This is a genomic window from Paenibacillus pasadenensis DSM 19293 (genome assembly GCF_000422485.1).
Lineage (GTDB): Bacteria > Bacillota > Bacilli > Paenibacillales > Paenibacillaceae > Paenibacillus_O > Paenibacillus_O pasadenensis.
Map to the genome: position 1 here is coordinate 127427 of NZ_KE383851.1, position 18848 is coordinate 146274.

At 58.2% G+C, this 18848-nt stretch carries 13 protein-coding genes and 1 tRNA gene; 11 read left to right on the forward strand and 3 right to left on the reverse strand.

The features are described from left to right. Positions 1 to 35: 35 nt before the first annotated feature. Positions 36 to 911 carry an AraC family transcriptional regulator gene (locus H582_RS0117545; protein ID WP_028599558.1) on the reverse strand — a complete coding sequence of 292 codons (876 nt, stop codon included), beginning with the start codon at positions 909 to 911 and terminating at the stop codon, positions 36 to 38. A gap of 135 nt (positions 912 to 1046) precedes the next feature. Here H582_RS0117545 and H582_RS0117550 point away from each other — a divergent pair, with 135 nt between their 5' ends. The 6 genes from H582_RS0117550 (at position 1047) to H582_RS0117575 (ending at position 6737) form a co-directional block, all read left to right on the forward strand. Then, complete coding sequence (locus H582_RS0117550) at positions 1047 to 2528, forward strand: tagaturonate reductase (RefSeq protein ID WP_028599559.1); 1482 nt, start codon at positions 1047 to 1049, stop codon at positions 2526 to 2528. Beyond that, positions 2525 to 4021 (forward strand): UxaA family hydrolase, encoded by a 1497-nt coding sequence (locus H582_RS0117555; protein WP_028599560.1) that lies wholly within the window; start codon positions 2525 to 2527, stop codon positions 4019 to 4021. Before H582_RS0117550 ends, H582_RS0117555 begins: the two co-directional genes overlap by 4 nt. Positions 4022 to 4057: 36 nt before the next feature. Further along, entirely contained in the window at positions 4058 to 5002 is a 945-nt protein-coding gene (locus H582_RS0117560) for an aldo/keto reductase (protein ID WP_028599561.1), read from the forward strand. Between the two features lie 18 nt (positions 5003 to 5020). Further along, the gene (locus H582_RS0117565) at positions 5021 to 6037 is read left to right on the forward strand and encodes a zinc-binding alcohol dehydrogenase family protein (RefSeq protein WP_028599562.1); all 1017 of its coding nucleotides are present in this window, start codon (positions 5021 to 5023) and stop codon (positions 6035 to 6037) included. A 50-nt stretch (positions 6038 to 6087) separates the two neighbouring features. After that, positions 6088 to 6174: transfer RNA gene (locus tag H582_RS0117570), tRNA-Leu, on the forward strand. A 113-nt stretch (positions 6175 to 6287) separates the two neighbouring features. Continuing rightward, a complete protein-coding gene (locus tag H582_RS0117575) occupies positions 6288 to 6737 on the forward strand; it encodes a DUF1569 domain-containing protein (RefSeq protein WP_028599563.1) in 450 nt (149 codons plus the stop codon). A 113-nt stretch (positions 6738 to 6850) separates the two neighbouring features. Here H582_RS0117575 and H582_RS0117580 read toward each other — a convergent pair whose 3' ends face one another. Beyond that, complete coding sequence (locus H582_RS0117580; RefSeq protein WP_028599564.1) at positions 6851 to 7408, reverse strand: helix-turn-helix domain-containing protein; 558 nt, start codon at positions 7406 to 7408, stop codon at positions 6851 to 6853. 161 nt (positions 7409 to 7569) lie between these two features. Here H582_RS0117580 and H582_RS0117585 point away from each other — a divergent pair, with 161 nt between their 5' ends. The 3 genes from H582_RS0117585 to H582_RS0117595 are packed head-to-tail and all read left to right on the forward strand — an operon-like array spanning position 7570 to position 9765. Beyond that, positions 7570 to 7926, forward strand: coding sequence for a cupin domain-containing protein (locus H582_RS0117585; protein WP_028599565.1), 357 nt, complete (start codon positions 7570 to 7572; stop codon positions 7924 to 7926). Positions 7927 to 7980: 54 nt separating this feature from the next. Next, positions 7981 to 8742: a sugar phosphate isomerase/epimerase family protein gene (locus H582_RS0117590; RefSeq protein ID WP_028599566.1), complete on the forward strand. Its 762-nt coding sequence runs from the start codon at positions 7981 to 7983 to the stop codon at positions 8740 to 8742. A 6-nt stretch (positions 8743 to 8748) separates the two neighbouring features. Further along, entirely contained in the window at positions 8749 to 9765 is a 1017-nt protein-coding gene (locus H582_RS0117595) for a Gfo/Idh/MocA family protein (protein ID WP_028599567.1), read from the forward strand. Positions 9766 to 9874: 109 nt separating this feature from the next. Here H582_RS0117595 and H582_RS0117600 read toward each other — a convergent pair whose 3' ends face one another. Beyond that, positions 9875 to 10789, reverse strand: a complete 915-nt coding sequence (locus H582_RS0117600) for an AraC family transcriptional regulator (protein ID WP_028599568.1) — start codon at positions 10787 to 10789, stop codon at positions 9875 to 9877. 291 nt (positions 10790 to 11080) lie between these two features. On the opposite strand from H582_RS0117600, the gene H582_RS0117605 reads away from it, so the two are divergent. Together H582_RS0117605 and H582_RS30285 are read left to right on the forward strand one after the other, a co-directional pair. Beyond that, a complete protein-coding gene (locus H582_RS0117605; protein WP_028599569.1) occupies positions 11081 to 13090 on the forward strand; it encodes a beta-galactosidase in 2010 nt (669 codons plus the stop codon). A 203-nt stretch (positions 13091 to 13293) separates the two neighbouring features. After that, on the forward strand, positions 13294 to 18846 hold the full coding sequence (locus H582_RS30285; protein WP_084137402.1) for a chitobiase/beta-hexosaminidase C-terminal domain-containing protein: 5553 nt from the start codon (positions 13294 to 13296) through the stop codon (positions 18844 to 18846). Positions 18847 to 18848 lie beyond the last annotated feature (2 nt).

Below are 18848 nucleotides of genomic sequence, written 5' to 3' on the forward strand. Positions count from 1 at the left end.
TCGGCTAGGAGGGACGAGCCGCGATGACCGCTCGTTCATTCCTTCGGCTCAAGCCGGCTCTGCAGGCGGTAGCCGCGCGGGGTCATGCCCGTCAGCTTCTTGAACGCCTGGTAAAAATGCGGCAGACCGAGGAAGCCGCAGTCATTGGCGATCGCCTCTACGTTGTCGTCCGTGGCGAGCAGCCGTTCCTTGGCGGCGACGAGCCGCTTGGCGCCGACATAGTCCGTCACGTTCATGCCGGTCATCTGCTTGAACACGCGTGAAAAGTGAGGCGCGCTGACGCAGGCGGCAGAGGCCAGCTCCTTGAGGCCGCCGCAGCGGATCGGATCGCGGTCGATGGTCCGCAGCGCGTCATGGACCCATTTCGGACCGGGCAGGAGATCGCTGCGGGGAGCTTCCTCATGCATCGGCAGCCGGCTGAGCGCAAGCAGAAGCTGCTGCAGATGAAGCTTGACCGCATGGCGATAGCCGGCGGCTGCCGTCTGGAGCTCGCCTGCGATCGCCTCGATGGCCGCTTCGACGGCCAGCCGCGCCGGCTGCGTCAGCTCGGCCTTGTGCTGCTTGCTTTTGCGGGCCCGTTCGAAGCAGCGGAGCGGATGATGGCCGTCGTCGAGCGATTCGGCATGGACGAGGGAGGGAGCGAAAAACAAAGCCGTCGATACGATCGGGTCGCCGGAAGAAGGAAACGCGCGATGGACGGTGTTGCCGGGGATGAGGAACAAGTCCCCGGCTTTTTTTTCGTACAGGGAGCCGTCGATGAAAAAGGTGCCTTGGCCGTCATGGACATAGACGAGCTCATACAGATCGTGCAGATGGTCGGGAAGCTCGGTCTCGTAGCGGCGGACGCCTTGAAGAACGAGCTCGAACGGAAAGACAGGATCCAGTTGAAAGGGCTTGCGAAACGGCTGCACGGGAAACCTCCTCCATGTCCTCATCGTTCGTTCAATATATCAAAATAGAGAATGTTAAAGCAATTACAGGTTATGTTTATAATCCATTTTATCTTATAAAATGAAGGCAAGCGAACAAAAAGGAGGCGCTATGCGATGGCGTCGTTACTTACCGAAACGCTGTTGGCCGCAGCGGAAGACGGCCGCTTTACAAGCGCTGGTTCCGACCCGGTGCGGGTGCTGCAGGTCGGAGAAGGCAACTTCCTGCGCGGTTTTGTGGACTGGATGCTCGACGGCTGCCGCAAGCAAGGACTTTTCCCCGGCAGCGTCGCGGTCGTGCAGCCCCGCCGATCGGGAAAGCGCAAGATCGAGAAGCTGGCTGCGCAGGACGGACTGTTCACCCTCGTCATCCGCGGCCTGGAGGGAGGCGAGCGGATCGAGCGCCGGAGCGTCGTCTCCGTGTTCTCCAACGTGCTGGATCCTTACGAGGAGTGGGCGTCGTTCCTTGCGCTGGCGGATGGCGCCGAGCTCCGGTTCGTCGTATCCAATACGACCGAAGCGGGGCTCGCCTACCGCTCCGAGCCGATGGTTCCGGGCGAGCCGCCGGAGTCGTTCCCGGCCAAGATGACGCTGCTGTTGCTGCGCCGCTACGAGACGTTCGCGGGGGCGCCGGACAAGGGGCTGATCTTCCTGCCGTGCGAGCTGCTCGAGCGCAACGGCGACCGTTTGCGGGAAGGCGTGCTGCGGCATGCCGAGGAATGGGGCCTGCCGGAGGCTTTTCAAGCCTGGGTGCGGCGGCATAACCGCTTCCTGAGCACGCTCGTCGATCGGATCGTGACCGGATATCCGGATGCCGAGGAGGCGGAGCGCTGGTTCGAGCGCTGGGGCTATCGCGACGAGCTGCTGACGACGGGCGAGCCTTACCATCTGTGGGCGATCGAGGCCGAGCCGGAGCTGGATGAGGAGCTTCCCCTGCGCCAGGCCGGCTTCAACGTCCACTGGACGCCCGATCTCAAGCCGTTCCAGCAGCGCAAGGTGCGGATCCTGAACGGAGCCCATACGCTCATGACTCCGCTCGGCCTGCTGCATGGCGTGGAGCATGTGCGCGAGCTGATGGAGCATCCCGAGCTGGGGAGCTTCGTCCGGAATACGGTCGAAGCGGAGATCATTCCGTCGCTGCCGGAGCCGGCGGAGGCGATGAAGGCTTATGCGGCGGAAGTTTACGAGAGGTACTTGAATCCGCATCTCCGCCACCGGCTCTCGGATATCGCCATGAACAGCATCAGCAAGGCCAAGGCGCGCTTGCTGCCGTCGATGGCTTATTACGCCGAGAAGGGCGAGCCTGTGCCGGCTGGACTGGCCCTAGGCTTCGCCGCCCTGCTGCGGTATTACCGCGTAGAACGGATCGGCGACGGCTATGAGGGCCGGAGCTTCGCCGGAGAGCCGTATCGGGTCGCCGACGATGCCGAGCTGCTGGGCCGGATCGAGCAGGCGTGGTCGGCCGACTGCGGGGAGCGGGAGAAGGTTCGCCGGCTGCTGGCCGACGAGACGGTATGGGGAATCGATCTGTCGGCCTGGAAGGGCCTGGCGGAAGCCGTCGCCGATCATCTGGCGGGATGGGAGCGGAAGGAAGCATGAACAGCTGGATCAGGCTTGCCGAAAAGGATTCGGCCATCGTAGCGCTGCAGCCGTTCCAAGCCGGAGACTCCATCATCTTGGAGGATGGAACGGCATTGACGCTGCTGGACGACGTGCCCAAGGGGCACAAGATTCTGACGCGGGCGGCTCGCGCGGGCGAGGACGTCGTCAAGTACGGCTATTCGATCGGCAAAGCCGTCTGCGACATCGCGCCGGGCTCGTGGGTGCACACGCATAATCTGCGCACCGGGCTGCAAGGGATCAAGGAAGATTACGGCTATGCGCCGGCGGCCGCCATCGCACCGGCCGAGCGGCCGACAGGCCGCATGTTTCAGGGATACCTGCGCTCCGACGGGCAGGTCGGCATCCGCAACGAGATCTGGATCATCAATACGGTCGGCTGCATCAACCGGACCTGCGAGACGCTCGCGCGGCGGGCGACCGCGGCCTTTGGCGGCCGCATCGACGGCGTGCATCATTTCGCGCATCCGTTCGGCTGCTCGCAGCTCGGCGACGACCTCGTCCATACGCAAAGGCTGCTGGCCGCGCTCGTGAACCATCCCAATGCGGCGGCCGTGCTCGTCGCCGGGCTCGGCTGCGAGAACAACCAGATCGATTCGTTCAAGCAGGCGATCGGGCCGCATGATCCCGACCGCATCAAATTCATGAAGCTGCAGGACGAAGAAGACGAGCTCGAGGCCGGCATGGCCTTGCTCTCCGAGCTGGCCGACTACGCCGAGCGCTTCAAGCGCGAGCCGGTGCCGGTCTCCAAGCTGAAGCTCGGCCTCAAATGCGGAGGGTCGGACGGGCTGTCCGGAATTACCGCCAACCCGCTCGTCGGAGCCGTCGCCGATCGGCTGGCGCAGGAGGGCGGAACGGCGATCCTGACGGAGGTGCCCGAGATGTTCGGCGCCGAGACGATTTTGATGAACCGGGCGGCCGACGAGCAGATTTTCCAAGGCATCGTACATCTCGTCAACGACTTCAAGAACTACTTCATCCGGCATGGGCAGGAGGTCTATGAGAATCCTTCTCCCGGCAACAAAGCCGGCGGCATCAGCACGCTGGAGGAGAAGTCGCTCGGATGCACGCAGAAGGGCGGCCAGGTCGCCGTCACCGACGTCTTGCCGTACGGCGGCCGGGCGAGCCGGCCGGGGCTTGCCCTGCTGGAGGCGCCTGGCAACGATCTCGTCTCGGTGACGGCGCTGTCGGCGAGCGGCGCCCATATCGTCCTGTTCACGACAGGCCGAGGGACTCCGTTCGGCGGACCGGTGCCGACCGTCAAGCTCTCCTCGAACAGCGAGCTGGCCGCGCGCAAAAAAAACTGGATCGACTTCAATGCGGGCCGCCTGCTTGAGGATGCCACGATGGACCAGCTCGCCGACGAGCTGTGGAATTATGTGATCGCGCTCGCCTCGGGCGAGCGGCAGACGAACAATGAGCGCAACGACTTCCGGGAGATCGCGATCTTCAAGGACGGCGTCATCCTCTAGCGTCATCCCACTCTTCTTTCAAGGAGCGAACCGAACGTGAACTACAGGAAACTCGGCAGCACCGGACTCGACGTCTCCGTGCTGAGCTTCGGCGCCTCGTCGCTGGGCTCGGTATTCCGGACTACGGACGAGAGCGAAAGCATCCGCACCGTCCGCGAAGCGCTGGACTGCGGCATCAATTATATCGACGTATCGCCTTATTACGGCTTGACCAAGGCGGAGACCGTGCTCGGCAAAGCGATTCGCGACGTTCCTCGCGACAGCTTCTACTTGTCGACCAAAGCCGGCCGCTACGGCGAGAACGAATTCGACTTCTCGTCGAAGCGGATCGCCGCCAGCCTGGAGGAAAGCCTGCAGCGGCTGAATACCGACCATGTGGACCTCTTCTTCCTGCATGACATCGAATTCGTGGAGCCGGCCGTCATCCTTGAAGAAGCGATGCCGACGCTCCAGCGGCTGAAGCAGGAGGGCAAGATCCGCCATGCCGGCATCTGCGGCCTGCCGCTTGAGCTGTTCCGCCAGATGCTGCCGCAGATCGAGGTCGATGCGATCATCTCGTACTGCCATTACTCGCTGAACGACTCCACGCTGCTCGAGCTGCTGCCGCTGCTCTCGGCTCGTCAGGTCGGGCTGGTGAACGCTTCTCCGCTCTCGATGGGACTGCTCGGCACGCGCGGCGCGCCGGACTGGCATCCGGCCGGCAGCGAGCTGAAGGCGGCCTGCAAGCGCGCCGCCGAGCTGTGCGCCTCCAAAGGAACGGAGATCGCAAAGCTGGCGATCCAGTATTCCGTCGCCAACGAGAGCATCCCGACTACGCTCGTAAGCACGGCCAACCCGGACAACATCCGCCGCAATGCCGGCTGGGCGGAAGAGGAGCTCGACACGGAGCTGCTGCAGGAAGTGCTGGACGTCCTGGCGCCCGTGCAAGGACAGACCTGGCCTAGCGGCCTGCCGGAATACAACCGGAGCTTGAATGTGTAAGCGAGAGGAGCTTGGACGATGAAAGGAATCCGTTGCGAGCAAGCGGAAAAGCTGGCGCTGGTCGAGCTGCCGGAGCCGGCATGCGGGCCGGGCGAGGCGATCGTGGCGGTCAAGCGGATCGGCATCTGCGGCACCGACCTGCATGCCTACAAAGGAAACCAGCCGTTCTTCGACTATCCGCGCATCCTCGGGCATGAGCTGTCCGGCGTGATCGAGCGGGTCGACGATCCGGCCTCAGGCCTGCGAGCCGGCGATCCCGTCAGCATCATCCCTTACCTGCACTGCGGCCGCTGCATCGCCTGCCGCAGCGGCAAGACGAACTGCTGCACGGCGATGAAGGTGCTCGGCGTCCATGCGGACGGCGGGATGCGCGAGCGCATCGCCGTGCCGACGAGCCATCTGCTGAAGGCGTCCGGCCTCACTCTCGACGAGGCGGCCGTGGTCGAGCCGCTGAGCATCGGCGCCCATGCGGTGCGCCGCTCGGAGCTGCGCGCGGGCGAGACCGCGCTCGTCATCGGCGCGGGGCCGATCGGCCTCGGCGTGATGGCGTTCGCCAAGCAGCGGGGCGCGCGCGTCATCGTGATGGACTTGAGCGAGCAGCGGCTTGCTTTTTGCAGCCAGTGGGCCAAGGTCCATCATACGGTCAAGGCGTCGCCGGAAGCCGCGGCCGAGCTGGCGAGCATCACGGACGGCGACTATCCGACGGCTGTATTCGATGCGACGGGCCACGCCGGCTCGATGGCAAGCGCCTTCCGCTATGTCGCGCATGGCGGCCGGCTCGTCTATGTGGGCTTGGTGAAGGGGGACATCGCCTTCAACGATCCCGAATTCCACAAGCGCGAGATGACGCTGATGGGCAGCCGCAACGCGACCAAGGAGGATTTCCTCCATGTGATGGATGTCGTGCGCGGCGGATCGCTCGACATCGACGCCTACGTCACCCACCGGGCAGCCTTCGACGAGACAGTCGACCGGTTCGAGGGATGGCTGGATCCCGCCTCGCAGGTCATCAAGGCGATGGTGGAAATCCGCTGATTTTTGTTGACTTTAGGATACGGCCGCGGTATATTATTCCTTGTGATTACGCGGTCATGGCGGAATTGGCAGACGCGCTAGATTCAGGTTCTAGTGTCAGCAATGACGTGGAGGTTCAAGTCCTCTTGACCGCACCATCCTTTCAATCGACCCCTTCCTTTCGGAAGGGATTTTTTTATTTTTTTGTTTCAAGATACGGGACAATGTGAAATACTGTAAACCAGCCTATAGAAATGAATGAGGTGGAATCATGGAAAGCATCTACAGCCCGGTGCATTCAGCGAATATATTGAATCGGATCGACAAGTTAAGCCCGCATGCAGCGCCCCAGTGGGGAACGATGAATGCGGCTCAGATGCTGGCTCACTGCTCGGCGTTCCAAGACATCCCGATGGGGAATTCCTTTCCCCCGAGATACTGGCTGGGGAAAGTGATTGGCAGGTTCGTAAACCGTATTTTTTATAATGACAAGCCGGCACCGCACAATATGTCGACCATTCCAACGATACGGATTGCAGATGAGAGAGATTTTGAGACGGAAAAGGAAAAGCTGAAGCAAATGATTGTCGTTTTCCAAAGGAATGGTCCGGAGAAATGTTCCTCTCATCCGCATCCTTTCTTTGGGAAATTCACGCCCGAGCAATGGGGGATAGGGGTTTATAAACATCTGGACCATCATTTAAGGCAATTTGGCGTTTAGTCAGAGAGTCATGAAGCAGGGGCATTTCTCGGCGGCGTCGTAACCCCGAGAAATGCCCCTCTTTTTTTGGCCTAGTTAGGCTCCCCATATTCCATCCGTTTGGAAAGGAAAGGCTACTTCTTGTCGTCCGTTTTTTGAGTGAAAATCGCGAGATAGGTGACCTCGTCGGTAATCGGAATCAGCAGATGCTTCTCTAGCGAATTGAAATAGATCGAATCTCCAGGCAGCATGGTGTATTGAGTAGCGCCGACTTGATAGTTCATTTCTCCCTTGATCATATAAATGAACTCTTCTCCTTCATGCGTAAACCCATGCTGCTTGACGTTCCCTTTTTTGGCGGTAATCAAATAGGGCTGAATCAGCTTGTCCCTTCTTTCGCCGGCAAAAGCGAAAAAGGAATAGCCTTTATTCGTCTCGACCCATTTCTCCTGGTCCTCGTATTGCTTGACGCTATTGTATACTGTCGTTTGAGCGCTTTGTTCCTCCAGCAGATCGGACACTCGAACTCCAAGCGAGGCAGCGATCTTGATCAGCGTCGATACAGGCGGATTGGATTGTCCATTTTCAATTTTGGATAAAAGGCTTTTCGTAAATCCGCATGACTTGGCGATTTCCTCTTGAGTTCGTTTTTGTTCCTGTCGGATGTACCGGATTCGGCTTCCGATATTCATGGATTCTCTCTCCTTATCGACGTTCGCTTCCATCATCATATCATAAACTAAACTCCGGAGAAGTTCATTCAATAAAGTTGTTGATAATTCAACCATGTTGAATTATCATAAACACAGATTCAACTTCACATCCTGCCAGCTGCAAAAGAGGAGAGTGCCGAATGATCCAGCCATCGGATTTGAACGAAGAGAAGCATGTGCTCGACATGGGATGGGGCAAAATCGCCTGGTTGTATGGCAAAGAAATTGATCCGGACGGTCAAATGACGTTCGGCGTGGTGTACATTGAAGCGGGGCAGGAGAATGGACGTCATATCCATCCGAACTGCGAAGAAATCATTTATGTATTGTCCGGGGAATGCGACCATTCGTTGGGAGATGAAATCGTTCATTTGAAGCCGGGCATGGCGCTTCGGATTCCGCAAGGCGTGCCGCATCACGCCAAAGTAACGAGCTGGGAGCCATGCAAAATGATCATCGCCTATTCGTCGGTAGACAGGCAGACGATCGGAGAGTAAACGGAACACGGCTGTGAGGCCGATGAAGCCGATCAGGAAGGGAGGAAAGGACGCATGACGTACAACTTTGCCTTTTCAAGGCCTACGGCAACCTCCGAGGAGGAACAGCTGCTCGTTCACGGCTATCAAAAGGCCGGCTATAGCGGGCTGCAGCTGAAGCCGAGTCAGTACACTCCTTATTTGCTTGAGCCTGAATCATTCAGGAGCCGTTGGGGACAACCCGCCGGCATCGCTGCTGCGCTCATCGCGGGGGGCACTCTATTAAACGATGACAGCAGGGAGCAATTGCGCCAGGTGTATAAGTTTGCTGCGCATGTTGATTCAGAGATGATCGTTTATTGCCATGCGGTGCCGAGGCAGCAAGTGACGAACGAGAACATCGCGACATTCGCCGCCGTTTTTGAAGAAATGGGCAAAGAGGCGGAGCAACAGGACCTGCGGCTCTCCTTGCACCACCATTATGACCAGCCGCTCATGCATCGGGAGGACTTTGATCTCTTTTTTGACAGGATCAAGAATCCCGCTCATGTCGGATTGACGATCGATACCGCTCATCTAGTCAAATCGGGTGTAGACGATATCGCGGAGGTCATTCGCACGTTTGCTCCCTTTATAACGAATTTCCATATGAAAGATTTTGCCAAAGGTCATTTTGAGATATTAGGGCACGGAGAGATTGATTTCTCCCCCGTGTTTCAAGCCATTCAGGATATCCGTTACTCCGGTTGGATCTCCGCAGACGAGGAAAGCGGCGGGGAAATTGCGACCGGAATGAAAGAATGCCTCAAGTTCATGAAACTTGGATTAGGAGCGTGAGCCCGAGTGAAGAAGTTCAGGATAGGTTTTGTGGGCGCAGGAGCAGTGACGCGAATGCATTTGAAAGGCTACTCCGCTCATCCGGAACGGATTGAGGTCGTTGCCATTTGCGATCCGAGCGAGTCGAATGTTCAAGAACGAGCCGATGAATTTAACATTCCGGGCCGGTACACGGATGTGGAAACGATGATCAAGGAAGCAGGCATCGAGGCTGCTGTCGTCTGCACGCCTTCGACGATCCGTGAAAGCGTCATCACGCCGCTGCTTGAAGCAGGAATTCCGGTTTTTGTCGAAAAGCCGTTCGCCGACACGCTTGAGGAAGCAAAGTCGATCGCGGAACAAGCCAAGCGGTTGAAGGTTCCCGTGTCCGTCAACCAAAACTTCCGAAAGCACCACAAATTCGAGTTTATCCGGGGACTGATCAAAGAGGGTGCGATAGGGAAGCTGGAGGGAATTCATTTTTCGTCCTTATTCTTTCGTCAAGATACAGGCTGGAGAATCCATACCGAACGACATGCGATGTCCGTGATGTCGATTCATTGGTTTGACGGAATACGAAGAATGGCCGATGCCGATGCAAGCTCCATCTACTGTACGTCCTATAGCTCGGAGGCGATTGATTGCATCGGCGAAACCGATGCGACGGTGCAAATCGTGTTCGACAACGGCGTGAATGCGAATTTCTCCCAAAGCTTTTCCAGCGCGTTCTGCCGGGATGACCTTGTGGTGTTGGGAAGCGAAGCTGCATTAAGGCCTACGGGGAATGAGATTCACTTGCTCAAGCCCGATCCTTCCGGTCAGCCCAATTGGAACCCGACCCCCGTTCAAACCTGGAAGTACGCCATGCCGATTGAAGAAGCGGTGTTTGATGGATTGAATCAATTGCTGGAATGGATTGAAACCGGAGAAGAGGCCTCGAACAGCGCTTACGATAATTTGCATACGGTTTCATTGCTGGAAGGAGCCTATTTGTCTGCCCGTGAAAAACGGATCGTTCATTTCCAAGATGGACTTTTAAGCTAAGGGCTGCCCTGCGCATGATGGCCGTCTCTATGAATAACGAGCTCCTGGACCCGTTCAAGCGGCAGCTCAGGAGCTTTTTCCGTTTTAGGAAAATGGGGATAGGTTTCCGCTACCAGCTGCGATTCCGGGCAAACAAGCCTGGAGCAAGCCCGGTATATTTCTTGAACACCTTCGAGAAATAGTAGACGTCCTTGAACCCGCATTTTTCGGCTATTTCGGTGATGCTGCCCGATCCGTCATAAAGCATCTGCTTGGCTTTTGAAATTCGCACTTCATTTAAATACGCTAAAATCGTCGTGCCGGTCGTCCGTTTGAACAGTCGGTTCAAATGATCGAAGTTGCACTTGTATCGTTCCTCGAGGCTCGCTCCGCTGATGGGCAAGGAATAGTCCTGTTGAAAATAGGCCAGCAGATCATGGATCATTCGAGTGGAGCGGGTCTTCGCGATGGAATGCTCGTTGAAAAGGAAGCTGGCCGTCAGCTCCCGGGACAATGTGATCAGCAGCTCCAATAAAACCATTCCGGACATCGACTGAAAATGCTCCAGACGGTTATGATGGACCTCTCTCAGCTTATGGAGGAGGCTTACGGCCGTGCCGGTCGGCTTGGAGGAGAAGGTTTTTGGAAGGATGAGCTTCGATGAAGAGGGCTTGTCGGCATCGCATTCATGCGTTTTCAACGCGGCCAAGCGATCGGCGATCAAGGCATGCTTGAGCCCATCCACGGCTTCCGTCCGCTCTTCCATGTCGCCGTGCCGGAAGTGGATATAAAAATAGGTGCAGGGGGCAGATTTCGTCCCCCAATGCTCCCGCTGCGGATCGAGGAGCAGAAAGTCATTCGGCTTGAGCACGAAGCGGCGGTCTTCCTCATTCAAATGCATCTCGCCGGCCAGCACATAGTACAAAATGAATTCCTCGGTTTTTCTCCGAATATGAAGATGCGGGGGAGCTACGGATACCTTCTCCATAAAGAGCACTCGCGGCAGCTGGCTGCTGTCCATTCGATAATGCAGCAGGGTCTTCATTTTTGTATCGACTCCCGGCATCGCTTGATGCGGCTAGGGATGCATCCGCATCATAGTCGTTATGGTGTAAAAGCGATCTCGGTTCATTATGGCCCATCCCTTCTGCCATTTCAATTGCGAACCGCTCGAGAGAGCGGTTTTTGTTTTTTCGACAGGGAAAACGGACGAGCCTGGATCTTTTTCGTTAAAAAGTCGCTATTTTACAAAGAGGCTGGGATTTTGCATTGAATTCCATACCTATTCATTCGAGAATTAAGGCGTACAAACTATGCTTCATGCGGAGGTCGAGCCATGAAAATTAATTTTACGAATTCCGTGGCCAGAGAGGCGAAGATGGCCGCTTGCAGCCCGGATGGCTGCGAGGTTGTCCTTGGCGCGGACGGTGGCGGGATTACGATCGGACAAGTCAAAGAAGCGGGCAAACGATATCTTGTCGGCGACATCGAAGTGCTGGAGGATCATTCCGTGGCGATGATGTTTCGCTGCTTCTTGCCCGGAGAAGACCAGGAACGGATTTTTATGCGTTTCGGTCTGCTGCCGCGCTTCAAGACCAGGATTTGCTTGGATCTTCACTTGCTTGACAATAGAACCATTTTTACGAACCGTACGCCGGGAACGCTGAAGCTGGTCGTACATGGGCAGCGGACCGAGCTGGGCAGCGTGGAGCGCTTCGAGCTCGGCATGGAAAAGGCCTTTCATGATGTCCGCGTCCGGTTCGAGCATTTTCATCTGACGGATCAGATGCCGACCGATTTTCCGCTGCCTCGGACAAAGCTCGTGGATGAATTCGGCCAGTGGAAAGGAAAGGACTGGCCGGGCAAAATCCATTCCTTGGCCGAGCTGAAGGAGAGGCTGGAAGCGAACGAAGGGCCGGCGGAATACCCGTTTCCCGAATGGAACGAGTGGGGAGGAGACCGAACCCGCCAGCTGAAGGAAGGCACCGGCTACTTCTCGACCTTCAAGTCCGAGGACGGAAGATGGCATCTGGTAGACCCGAGCGGCTGCGATTATTTCTCCTTAGGCCCGTGCGGGACGAATCCGGGGGATCAGTGCCGCGTGGACAGCTTCGAGGACCTGTGCGACTGGCTTCCGGAGACCGACGACCCGGACTTCGGGGAATTTTACAAAATCGGGACGACAAGGCGAGCGGCCTACATGCCCCTCGATTCGTTCAAAATCATCCGCTTCACCGCATTGAATATGAAAAAAGCGTATGGCGAGCGATGGCATGAGAAATGGGAGGAGATTTCCCACCATATCCTGATGAAAAACGGCATCAATTCGCAAGGCAATTTCCCCGGTCTCGGCATGGCCAGCGGCCGGACAAAGCTGCCTTATGTTCGAGAACTGCCTAATTTCCCGACGACCGACACGCTCATTTTCAGGGATTTCCCGGATGTCCTCTCGCCGGAGTACAAAGAGAAAGCCGAGCAGTATGCGCGCCAGCTGTCGGCGTGGAAGGACGACCCTTGGCTGATCGGTTATTTTTTGAGGAATGAACCGGAGTTCAACTTCGTGGAGGGCTTGGCCATTGCCGACGAGGTTTTGCATAATCCCGCGCAAACGCATTGCCGGTCGGGACTCATTGCCTTTTTGAAAAGCGCTTACACGACGATCGAGGAGCTGAATCTCGCCTGGGATTCCGCATTCGAGAGTTTTTCGGAACTGGAAAAGCCGATCTACAGCTGCTCCACGACGTATCCAAAATCAAAGCCGGATATTCGGAAGTTTTCGGCTCATCTCATTCGCGAATATATCAAAGTACCGTCCTTGGCCTGCAGAGCGGTAGACTCGAATCACCTGAACCTCGGTCTCAGATGGTCCAAAGCCTACAATCTCGACATGATGGAGGGCTGGGAGTACTTCGACGTATTCTCCATCAACTGTTATGATTTCGACCCGACTCGCGACATGGACTTTGTCCAGCATGCGAGAGTGGACCTGCCGATCCTGCTCGGAGAGTACCACTGCGGGGCGCTGGATCGAGGGCTGCCGGCGACCGGGCTGAAGGGCGTTCCCGATCAAGAGGAACGAGGCGTCATGTGGAGGCATTTCGTGGAGAAGGTCGCGGCCCATCCTTATGGCGTAGGCGCCCACTGGTTCCAGTATAACGATCAGTTCTGCCTGGGCAGGTATGACGGCGAGAATTATCAGATCGGCATGGTGGACATCTGCATGCAGCCTTACCCGGAATTGATGGAGGCGGCTCGCGAAACGTCGCGCGTGCTGTATCAGGTCAAAAACGGCGAGGCAATGCCTTATGGCAAGCTGCCGAAATCGGTGCCGATGATCGGGTACTGACGGGCGGACGGTCGAGGAAGGGCTTGTTTATGCAGCAAGATCAATATTGTTCACCGTCAAAATCCTCGACATGTCCAATGGTGATCGATATGTTCACTAGAAAAAGCGCGGATGATTGGCTTATGATTCGTCATGAGTTCATGGAACCGCTTTCCTGAAAAAATTTCGGCGGGCGGATTCAAGCAAGCAAAGGAGGATAATCAATGAACGGAAGTGCAGGAAGAAGGGGGCGAGCTAAAGGGCGAAAGCCGGGAGTGCTGCTTCTTATCGCATGCCTGGCCTTCAACATGCTCATGCCTCTTCAAAGCGTTTGGGCGGCCGATGACTCGAACGGCGACAGCGACGAGTCGATCATGGCCGACTTCAACTTCGAGGATCCGGTTGGCGGCCTGGAGGGCAGCTTGGCGAAGGTTACGGTTCACGGCACCCCCAGCTATGAGGACTCTTACGAAGGGGGAGGAAAGGCGGCCAATCTCAGCAACAATTTCTGGCTCGAGCTGACCAAGCAGGACGGCACGCCGCTGCTGGCCGGGATGGAAGAGATCACCGTCTCGTACGACAGCAAGCCGGACGGCGGCAGCACCTGGGCGTTTTTTGCCGCGCCGAATGCGGAGACGCAGAACTATCTGGCCGAGCATTACATAGGGATCCTGGATCGGCCAGGCTTCGTCGGCGTTGAGCGGTTCAACAACAACGGCTCCCGCCCGGAAGCGGCAGAAGCGGAAACTTCAGCGACCAGATGGAAGCATGTGGACGTCGTCATTACGATGACGGAAACGAAGCTGTTCGTCGACGGTACGCTCAAGTCGACGGTGACGAGTCCCTATCCGATGTCGAGCGTCCTGACCGAATCCGGAGGCATTCTTCAGCTCGGGAAGGGCAACTGGGGCGGAGGCGAATATTTCGCGGGCCTGATCGACAACTTCAAGATGTACAGCCGGGCATTGAGCGAGCAAGAGCTGCTTGAGAACCGGTTGACCAGCGCTCCTCCTACCTTCTCTCCATCCGAGGGACAGGCTTACGCTCCGATCGCGATCTCGCATCCGGCAGGGGAGCAGTATATTCACTACACGACGGACGGCTCGACCCCTACGGCGGAAAGCCCGACGTATGCGGGACCGATCCCGGTCCACGGAATTACGACGATCAAGGCCGTCGCCATTTCCGCGGAAGGGAAAAGCAGCGCGATCGCCAGCGCGGACTTCTACGGCAGCGACTGGTCGGCGACCGCGACCGGCTTCCGGCTTGACGGACAGTCCGAGGTCGTAAACGCGAAGATTGCCTGGCCGCTGGTTACGGGTGCGGACTATTACGAAGTCTATCGCGGAGACCAGCTCATCAGCCGGACTTACGGCGACGTCGCGGACGAGTACGGACTCGAGACGGATCAAGACTATACGTATACGGTCAAGGCGATCGCTGCCGGCGCGACAATCGCGGAGGCGAGCACGAATGCGGTGCGCACGTTCGGCTACGACGCTGCGGCGATCACGCACAAGAAGATCAATACGACCGGCGCGGACAGCCTTACGAACGGAATTCCGTATGGCGTCAAGTCGGGCAATACCTGGTATGATTACGTCTACGAATCGACGAAGGACGAGGTCACCGGCGTCGTCACGACGGGAATCTACGAGCAGACGAGCGCCGACGGGCTTTCCTACGGCAACAAGCGCCTGCTCGGCTCGTTCGAGGACATGCGGGCGGAGGGAGCCGGCTACACGCTGCATCCCGACGGCAAAGTCGTCTTCACCGCGCATGAGGAAGGCAGCTTCGACTATCAGCAGGCGAAGCTGTTCATCGCCTCGGTCACTCCAGGCGGGAACGACTTCGAGGCGACGTTCCGGGCGCGCCCGTTCGATATGGAAGCGCGCGACATGGTGCTGTTCGTCGACGATGACGAAACGGCGTACGTATTGTTCGCTACGCGCAACAACAACGACATCGGGATCGTCCGGCTGAACGACAGCTGGGAGCAGCCGGAGGCTCTGGTGAACACGGCGTTCGTGGGCAAGCACAAGGAGTCTCCGACCGTCATCAAGCATGAAGGGCGCTATTACTTCTTCGGCTCGACGGCGAATGGCTGGTATCCGAGCCAGGCGGAGTATGCCTCTGCGACATCGCTCGACGGCGACTGGACGCCGCTTCGGCCGATCGGCAACGGCTCCTCCTTCGCCACGCAGGCGAACGGAACCCGCACCTGGACCGGAACGGGCGGACAAAAAACGTTCGCGCTGAACGGCTACCACTGGGGCGACCAATATCCCGGCGAGTTCAGGGACCCGATGGGCACCTATTCGCGTCTGTTCCCGATGGTGTTCCACGACGGCATTGCAACCGCCGACTGGTTCCATCAGCTGGACTACGATCCGGCCATCGGCGCCATTCCGGTCCAATCCGGGCAGCTGCTCTCGCTCGGCAAAAAAGCCGTCGATTCCGAAGGGCTCGACGCCACTGCCGTGACGGACGGAGCGGATTTTGCCTCGTCGCCGCGCGTGCAGCATAAGGCTGCAGGGTATAACATCGTGATTGATTTGGCGCAGGCGTCTCAGCTTTCCGAGATCAACTTCACCACCCGCGAGGTCGGCGGCTCGGATACGGCTTATCGCTTCAAGCTGGAAGGCAGCATGGACAATGCGAATTGGACGCTGCTGACGGACGGCTCGCAAAACAACGTCGTCGGCTTTGTGACCAATCCGGTCACGGACGAATCGCTTTATCGCTACGTCCGCCTGACCGTTGACAACGTCATCAACGTATTCAACGGCAACAGCGCGATCTGGGCGGACGGCATCATCGAATTGTCCGTCTACGGCACGCCGCATCTCGACAAGACGGCGCTGCAGGCCAAGTATGCCGCGCATAAAGACACGGAGCGGGGCACGTTTACGAACGGAAGCTGGAATACCATCACGGAGGCGCTTCGGAACGCGGAGGCGGTGCTGAACGATTCTTCCGCAACGCAGTGGACGATTGACCGGGCGCTGCAGCAGCTCGACGAGGCCTTCACCTGGGCTCAGAACGTCCATCCGGACAAGGTCGTGGACTATGCGGCGGCAGGCGTGCCGGTCGGCGAGCTCTGGTACGATACCGAAGGCAACCCGATCCAGGCTCACGGCGGCGGATTCCTGCAGCAGACCGCTGCGGACGGCAACCCGATCTACTACTGGGTAGGCGAGAACAAAATCCATAACCAAGCGAACTTCCATGCCGTGTCGCTGTATTCCTCGCGCGATCTGGTCAACTGGACGAACGAGGGCGACATTCTGAACTCGTTCTCGGCTACGGTGCCGGGGGCGGAATTCGGTTTGATCGACAACAAGTGGGAGCGGCCGAAGCTGCTCTACAACGAAAAGACGCAAAAGTACGTGCTGTACGGCCACTGGGAGACGGCGAGCAGCTACGCCAGCAGCCAGATCGCGGTGGCGACGGCGGATAGTCCGGAAGGTCCGTATACGTTCCTCGGACACTGGCGTCCGGGCGGCACGCTGCGCAACTGGCGCAGCGACGTCAACAATTACAGCGATTCGGAATATTTCAAAGCTGGAGGCGTGAAGGCGGCGATTCCGGCTTCCGTTCAGCAGGACGAATCGCAAATGGGCTATCTTTCGCGCGACTTCACCGTGTTCGCCGATGACGACGGCACGGCTTACCTGATGTCGGCGGAAGGACATTCCATGCGGGTCCACCGGCTGAACGAAGATTACACCGACGTGGACTTCACCACCTATGAATTCAGCGATTCCGAATCGAAGGCGACCGATTTTGAATCCTACAGCTTCTATGAAGACGTCGGCCGCGAAGCTCCGGCAGTCGTGCGGACGGACGACGGCTACTATATGGCGTCATCCGGGCAGTCCGGCTGGATGCCGAACCAAGGAACGATCAGCTACAGCGCCGATCTCCGCGATCCGCACGGCTGGACGCCGGTCAGAGAAGACGGAAAAATCATCGAGAAATATGCGTTCGGAAACAACAGCACGTACTACAGCCAGCCGACCAACATCATGAAGCTTACCGGCGCGGACGGCACCCGGACCTACGTCTACATGGGCGACAAATGGCGCTCGAGCCAGCTGTCCGACTCGCGTTACGTATGGCTGCCGATCGAGTTCGAGGCCGAGCAGCATACGGCTTCCATGAAATACACGACGGGCTGGAAGCTGAATGCGGCCACCGGCGGCGTGCAGATGCCGCAGGCGTATCTCGTCTCGCAAGGAAAAAGCGCTACGATTACCGGCAACGACGAGGCCGCGGGCATCGAGAAGGCGAACGACGGCTATGCCTTCAACCTGCATACGTCGGGCGATTCCAGCAGCTTCTTCGAGCTGGCGGCTCCGTACGAATACACGATCGATCTGGGCGCGATCTATGATCTGTCGCGGATCGATGTCGCCTACCGGCTGTATAATGGTTCGGAGATGTATCATCGCTACCAGATCCTGGCCTCCAATGACAATGCCAACTGGACGGAGCTGGTGAACAACGGCACGAATATGTGGGCCGGCTTCAACTCGGATACGCTGAGCGGCCTTTACCGGTACGTGAAGCTGAAAGTAAACGAGGTTCGCCGCGTCAACAACAACGCCCTCAGCAACGCATGGGGAAGCGGGCTTGTCGAGGTTCAGGTATACGCCAACTCGGCGGATCCGTACACGCTGACGCCGCCGAGCGCCGATCTCGCGTCGGGCACGTACAGCTTCCCGCAATCGGTGAAGCTGTCCCATGACGTCGAGGATGCGCAGCTGTACTACACGCTGGACGGCAGCACGCCGACCTTGTCCAGCACGCCGTATGCCGGGGCGATCGAGCTGCCGGTCGGCATGAGCACGCTGAAGGCGATCGCGATCGTAAACGGCGTGACGAGCGGCATTCTGGAAGCGAGCTACACCGTCGAGGCGGATCGCGGAGGACTGGAAGATACCGTGCTGTCGTTGACGGGGCCTGCGAACGTGGTGTCCAATCAGACGTTCGAGGTCGCGTTTGGACTTCGTTCGGTCACCGACAGCGTATATGCTAAGGAGTACACCATCAACTACGATCCGGCGAAGCTGGAGTTCATCCAGGCGGAGCCGCTGAAGCCGGGGTACATCTTCCAGCTGGAAACGGAAGTGGCGCCGGGTCAGGTCCGGGTTACGACCGTCGAGGCCGGCGGAACGCAGACGCCGGATGCCGACGTCGCGCAGCTTAAGCTGCAGTTCAAGGCGAAGGCGCTGGAGCAGACGGTGACCGGAAGCGTATACACGTCGGATGTCATTCTTGCCGACGGTACGGGTCTGGAAGCGCCGGCTGCAAATGGCGCTACGTACAGCTACGTCCTGATGGCGGTGTCGAAGTCTTCGCTGGCCGCTGCGGTCGCAGATGCGCAAGCGCGGCATGACGCGGCGACGGAGGGCGATCTGGACGGCCAATATCCGGCAGGCGCCAAGGCGGCGCTGCAAGCGGCGATCGATCAGGCAAGCGTTGTGCTGAACGACGATACGGCCGAGACGGAGGACGTGCAGCAGGCTATGATCGCGCTGAATGAAGCCGTAGAGGCATTCGAGGCGCTGAAAAACGTTCCGAGCGTTCCTGTTGCGGGCGATCTGAACGGAGACGGACGCGTCGGGATCGAGGATCTGAGCCTGGCGGCGGCCCGTTACGGCAAAAAAGCCGCGGACACCGACTGGAGCAGCGTCAAGGCGGCGGATCTGAATGGCGACAACGTCATCGACATCAAGGATCTGCGCGAGTTGGCCAAGCTTATCTTGAGCTAAAG

What these genes read in the sequence shown, in the direction of transcription:
- H582_RS30285 (WP_084137402.1), top strand. Translation starts at nt 13,294, where the DNA reads ATGAACGGAAGTGCAGGAAGAAGGGGGCGAGCTAAAGGGCGAAAGCCG.
- H582_RS0117565 (WP_028599562.1), top strand. Translation starts at nt 5,021, where the DNA reads ATGAAAGGAATCCGTTGCGAGCAAGCGGAAAAGCTGGCGCTGGTCGAG.
- H582_RS0117555 (WP_028599560.1), top strand. Translation starts at nt 2,525, where the DNA reads ATGAACAGCTGGATCAGGCTTGCCGAAAAGGATTCGGCCATCGTAGCG.
- H582_RS0117580 (WP_028599564.1), bottom strand. Translation starts at nt 7,408, where the DNA reads ATGAATATCGGAAGCCGAATCCGGTACATCCGACAGGAACAAAAACGA.
- H582_RS0117575 (WP_028599563.1), top strand. Translation starts at nt 6,288, where the DNA reads ATGGAAAGCATCTACAGCCCGGTGCATTCAGCGAATATATTGAATCGG.
- H582_RS0117550 (WP_028599559.1), top strand. Translation starts at nt 1,047, where the DNA reads ATGGCGTCGTTACTTACCGAAACGCTGTTGGCCGCAGCGGAAGACGGC.
- H582_RS0117600 (WP_028599568.1), bottom strand. Translation starts at nt 10,789, where the DNA reads ATGAAGACCCTGCTGCATTATCGAATGGACAGCAGCCAGCTGCCGCGA.
- H582_RS0117590 (WP_028599566.1), top strand. Translation starts at nt 7,981, where the DNA reads ATGACGTACAACTTTGCCTTTTCAAGGCCTACGGCAACCTCCGAGGAG.
- H582_RS0117585 (WP_028599565.1), top strand. Translation starts at nt 7,570, where the DNA reads ATGATCCAGCCATCGGATTTGAACGAAGAGAAGCATGTGCTCGACATG.
- H582_RS0117605 (WP_028599569.1), top strand. Translation starts at nt 11,081, where the DNA reads ATGAAAATTAATTTTACGAATTCCGTGGCCAGAGAGGCGAAGATGGCC.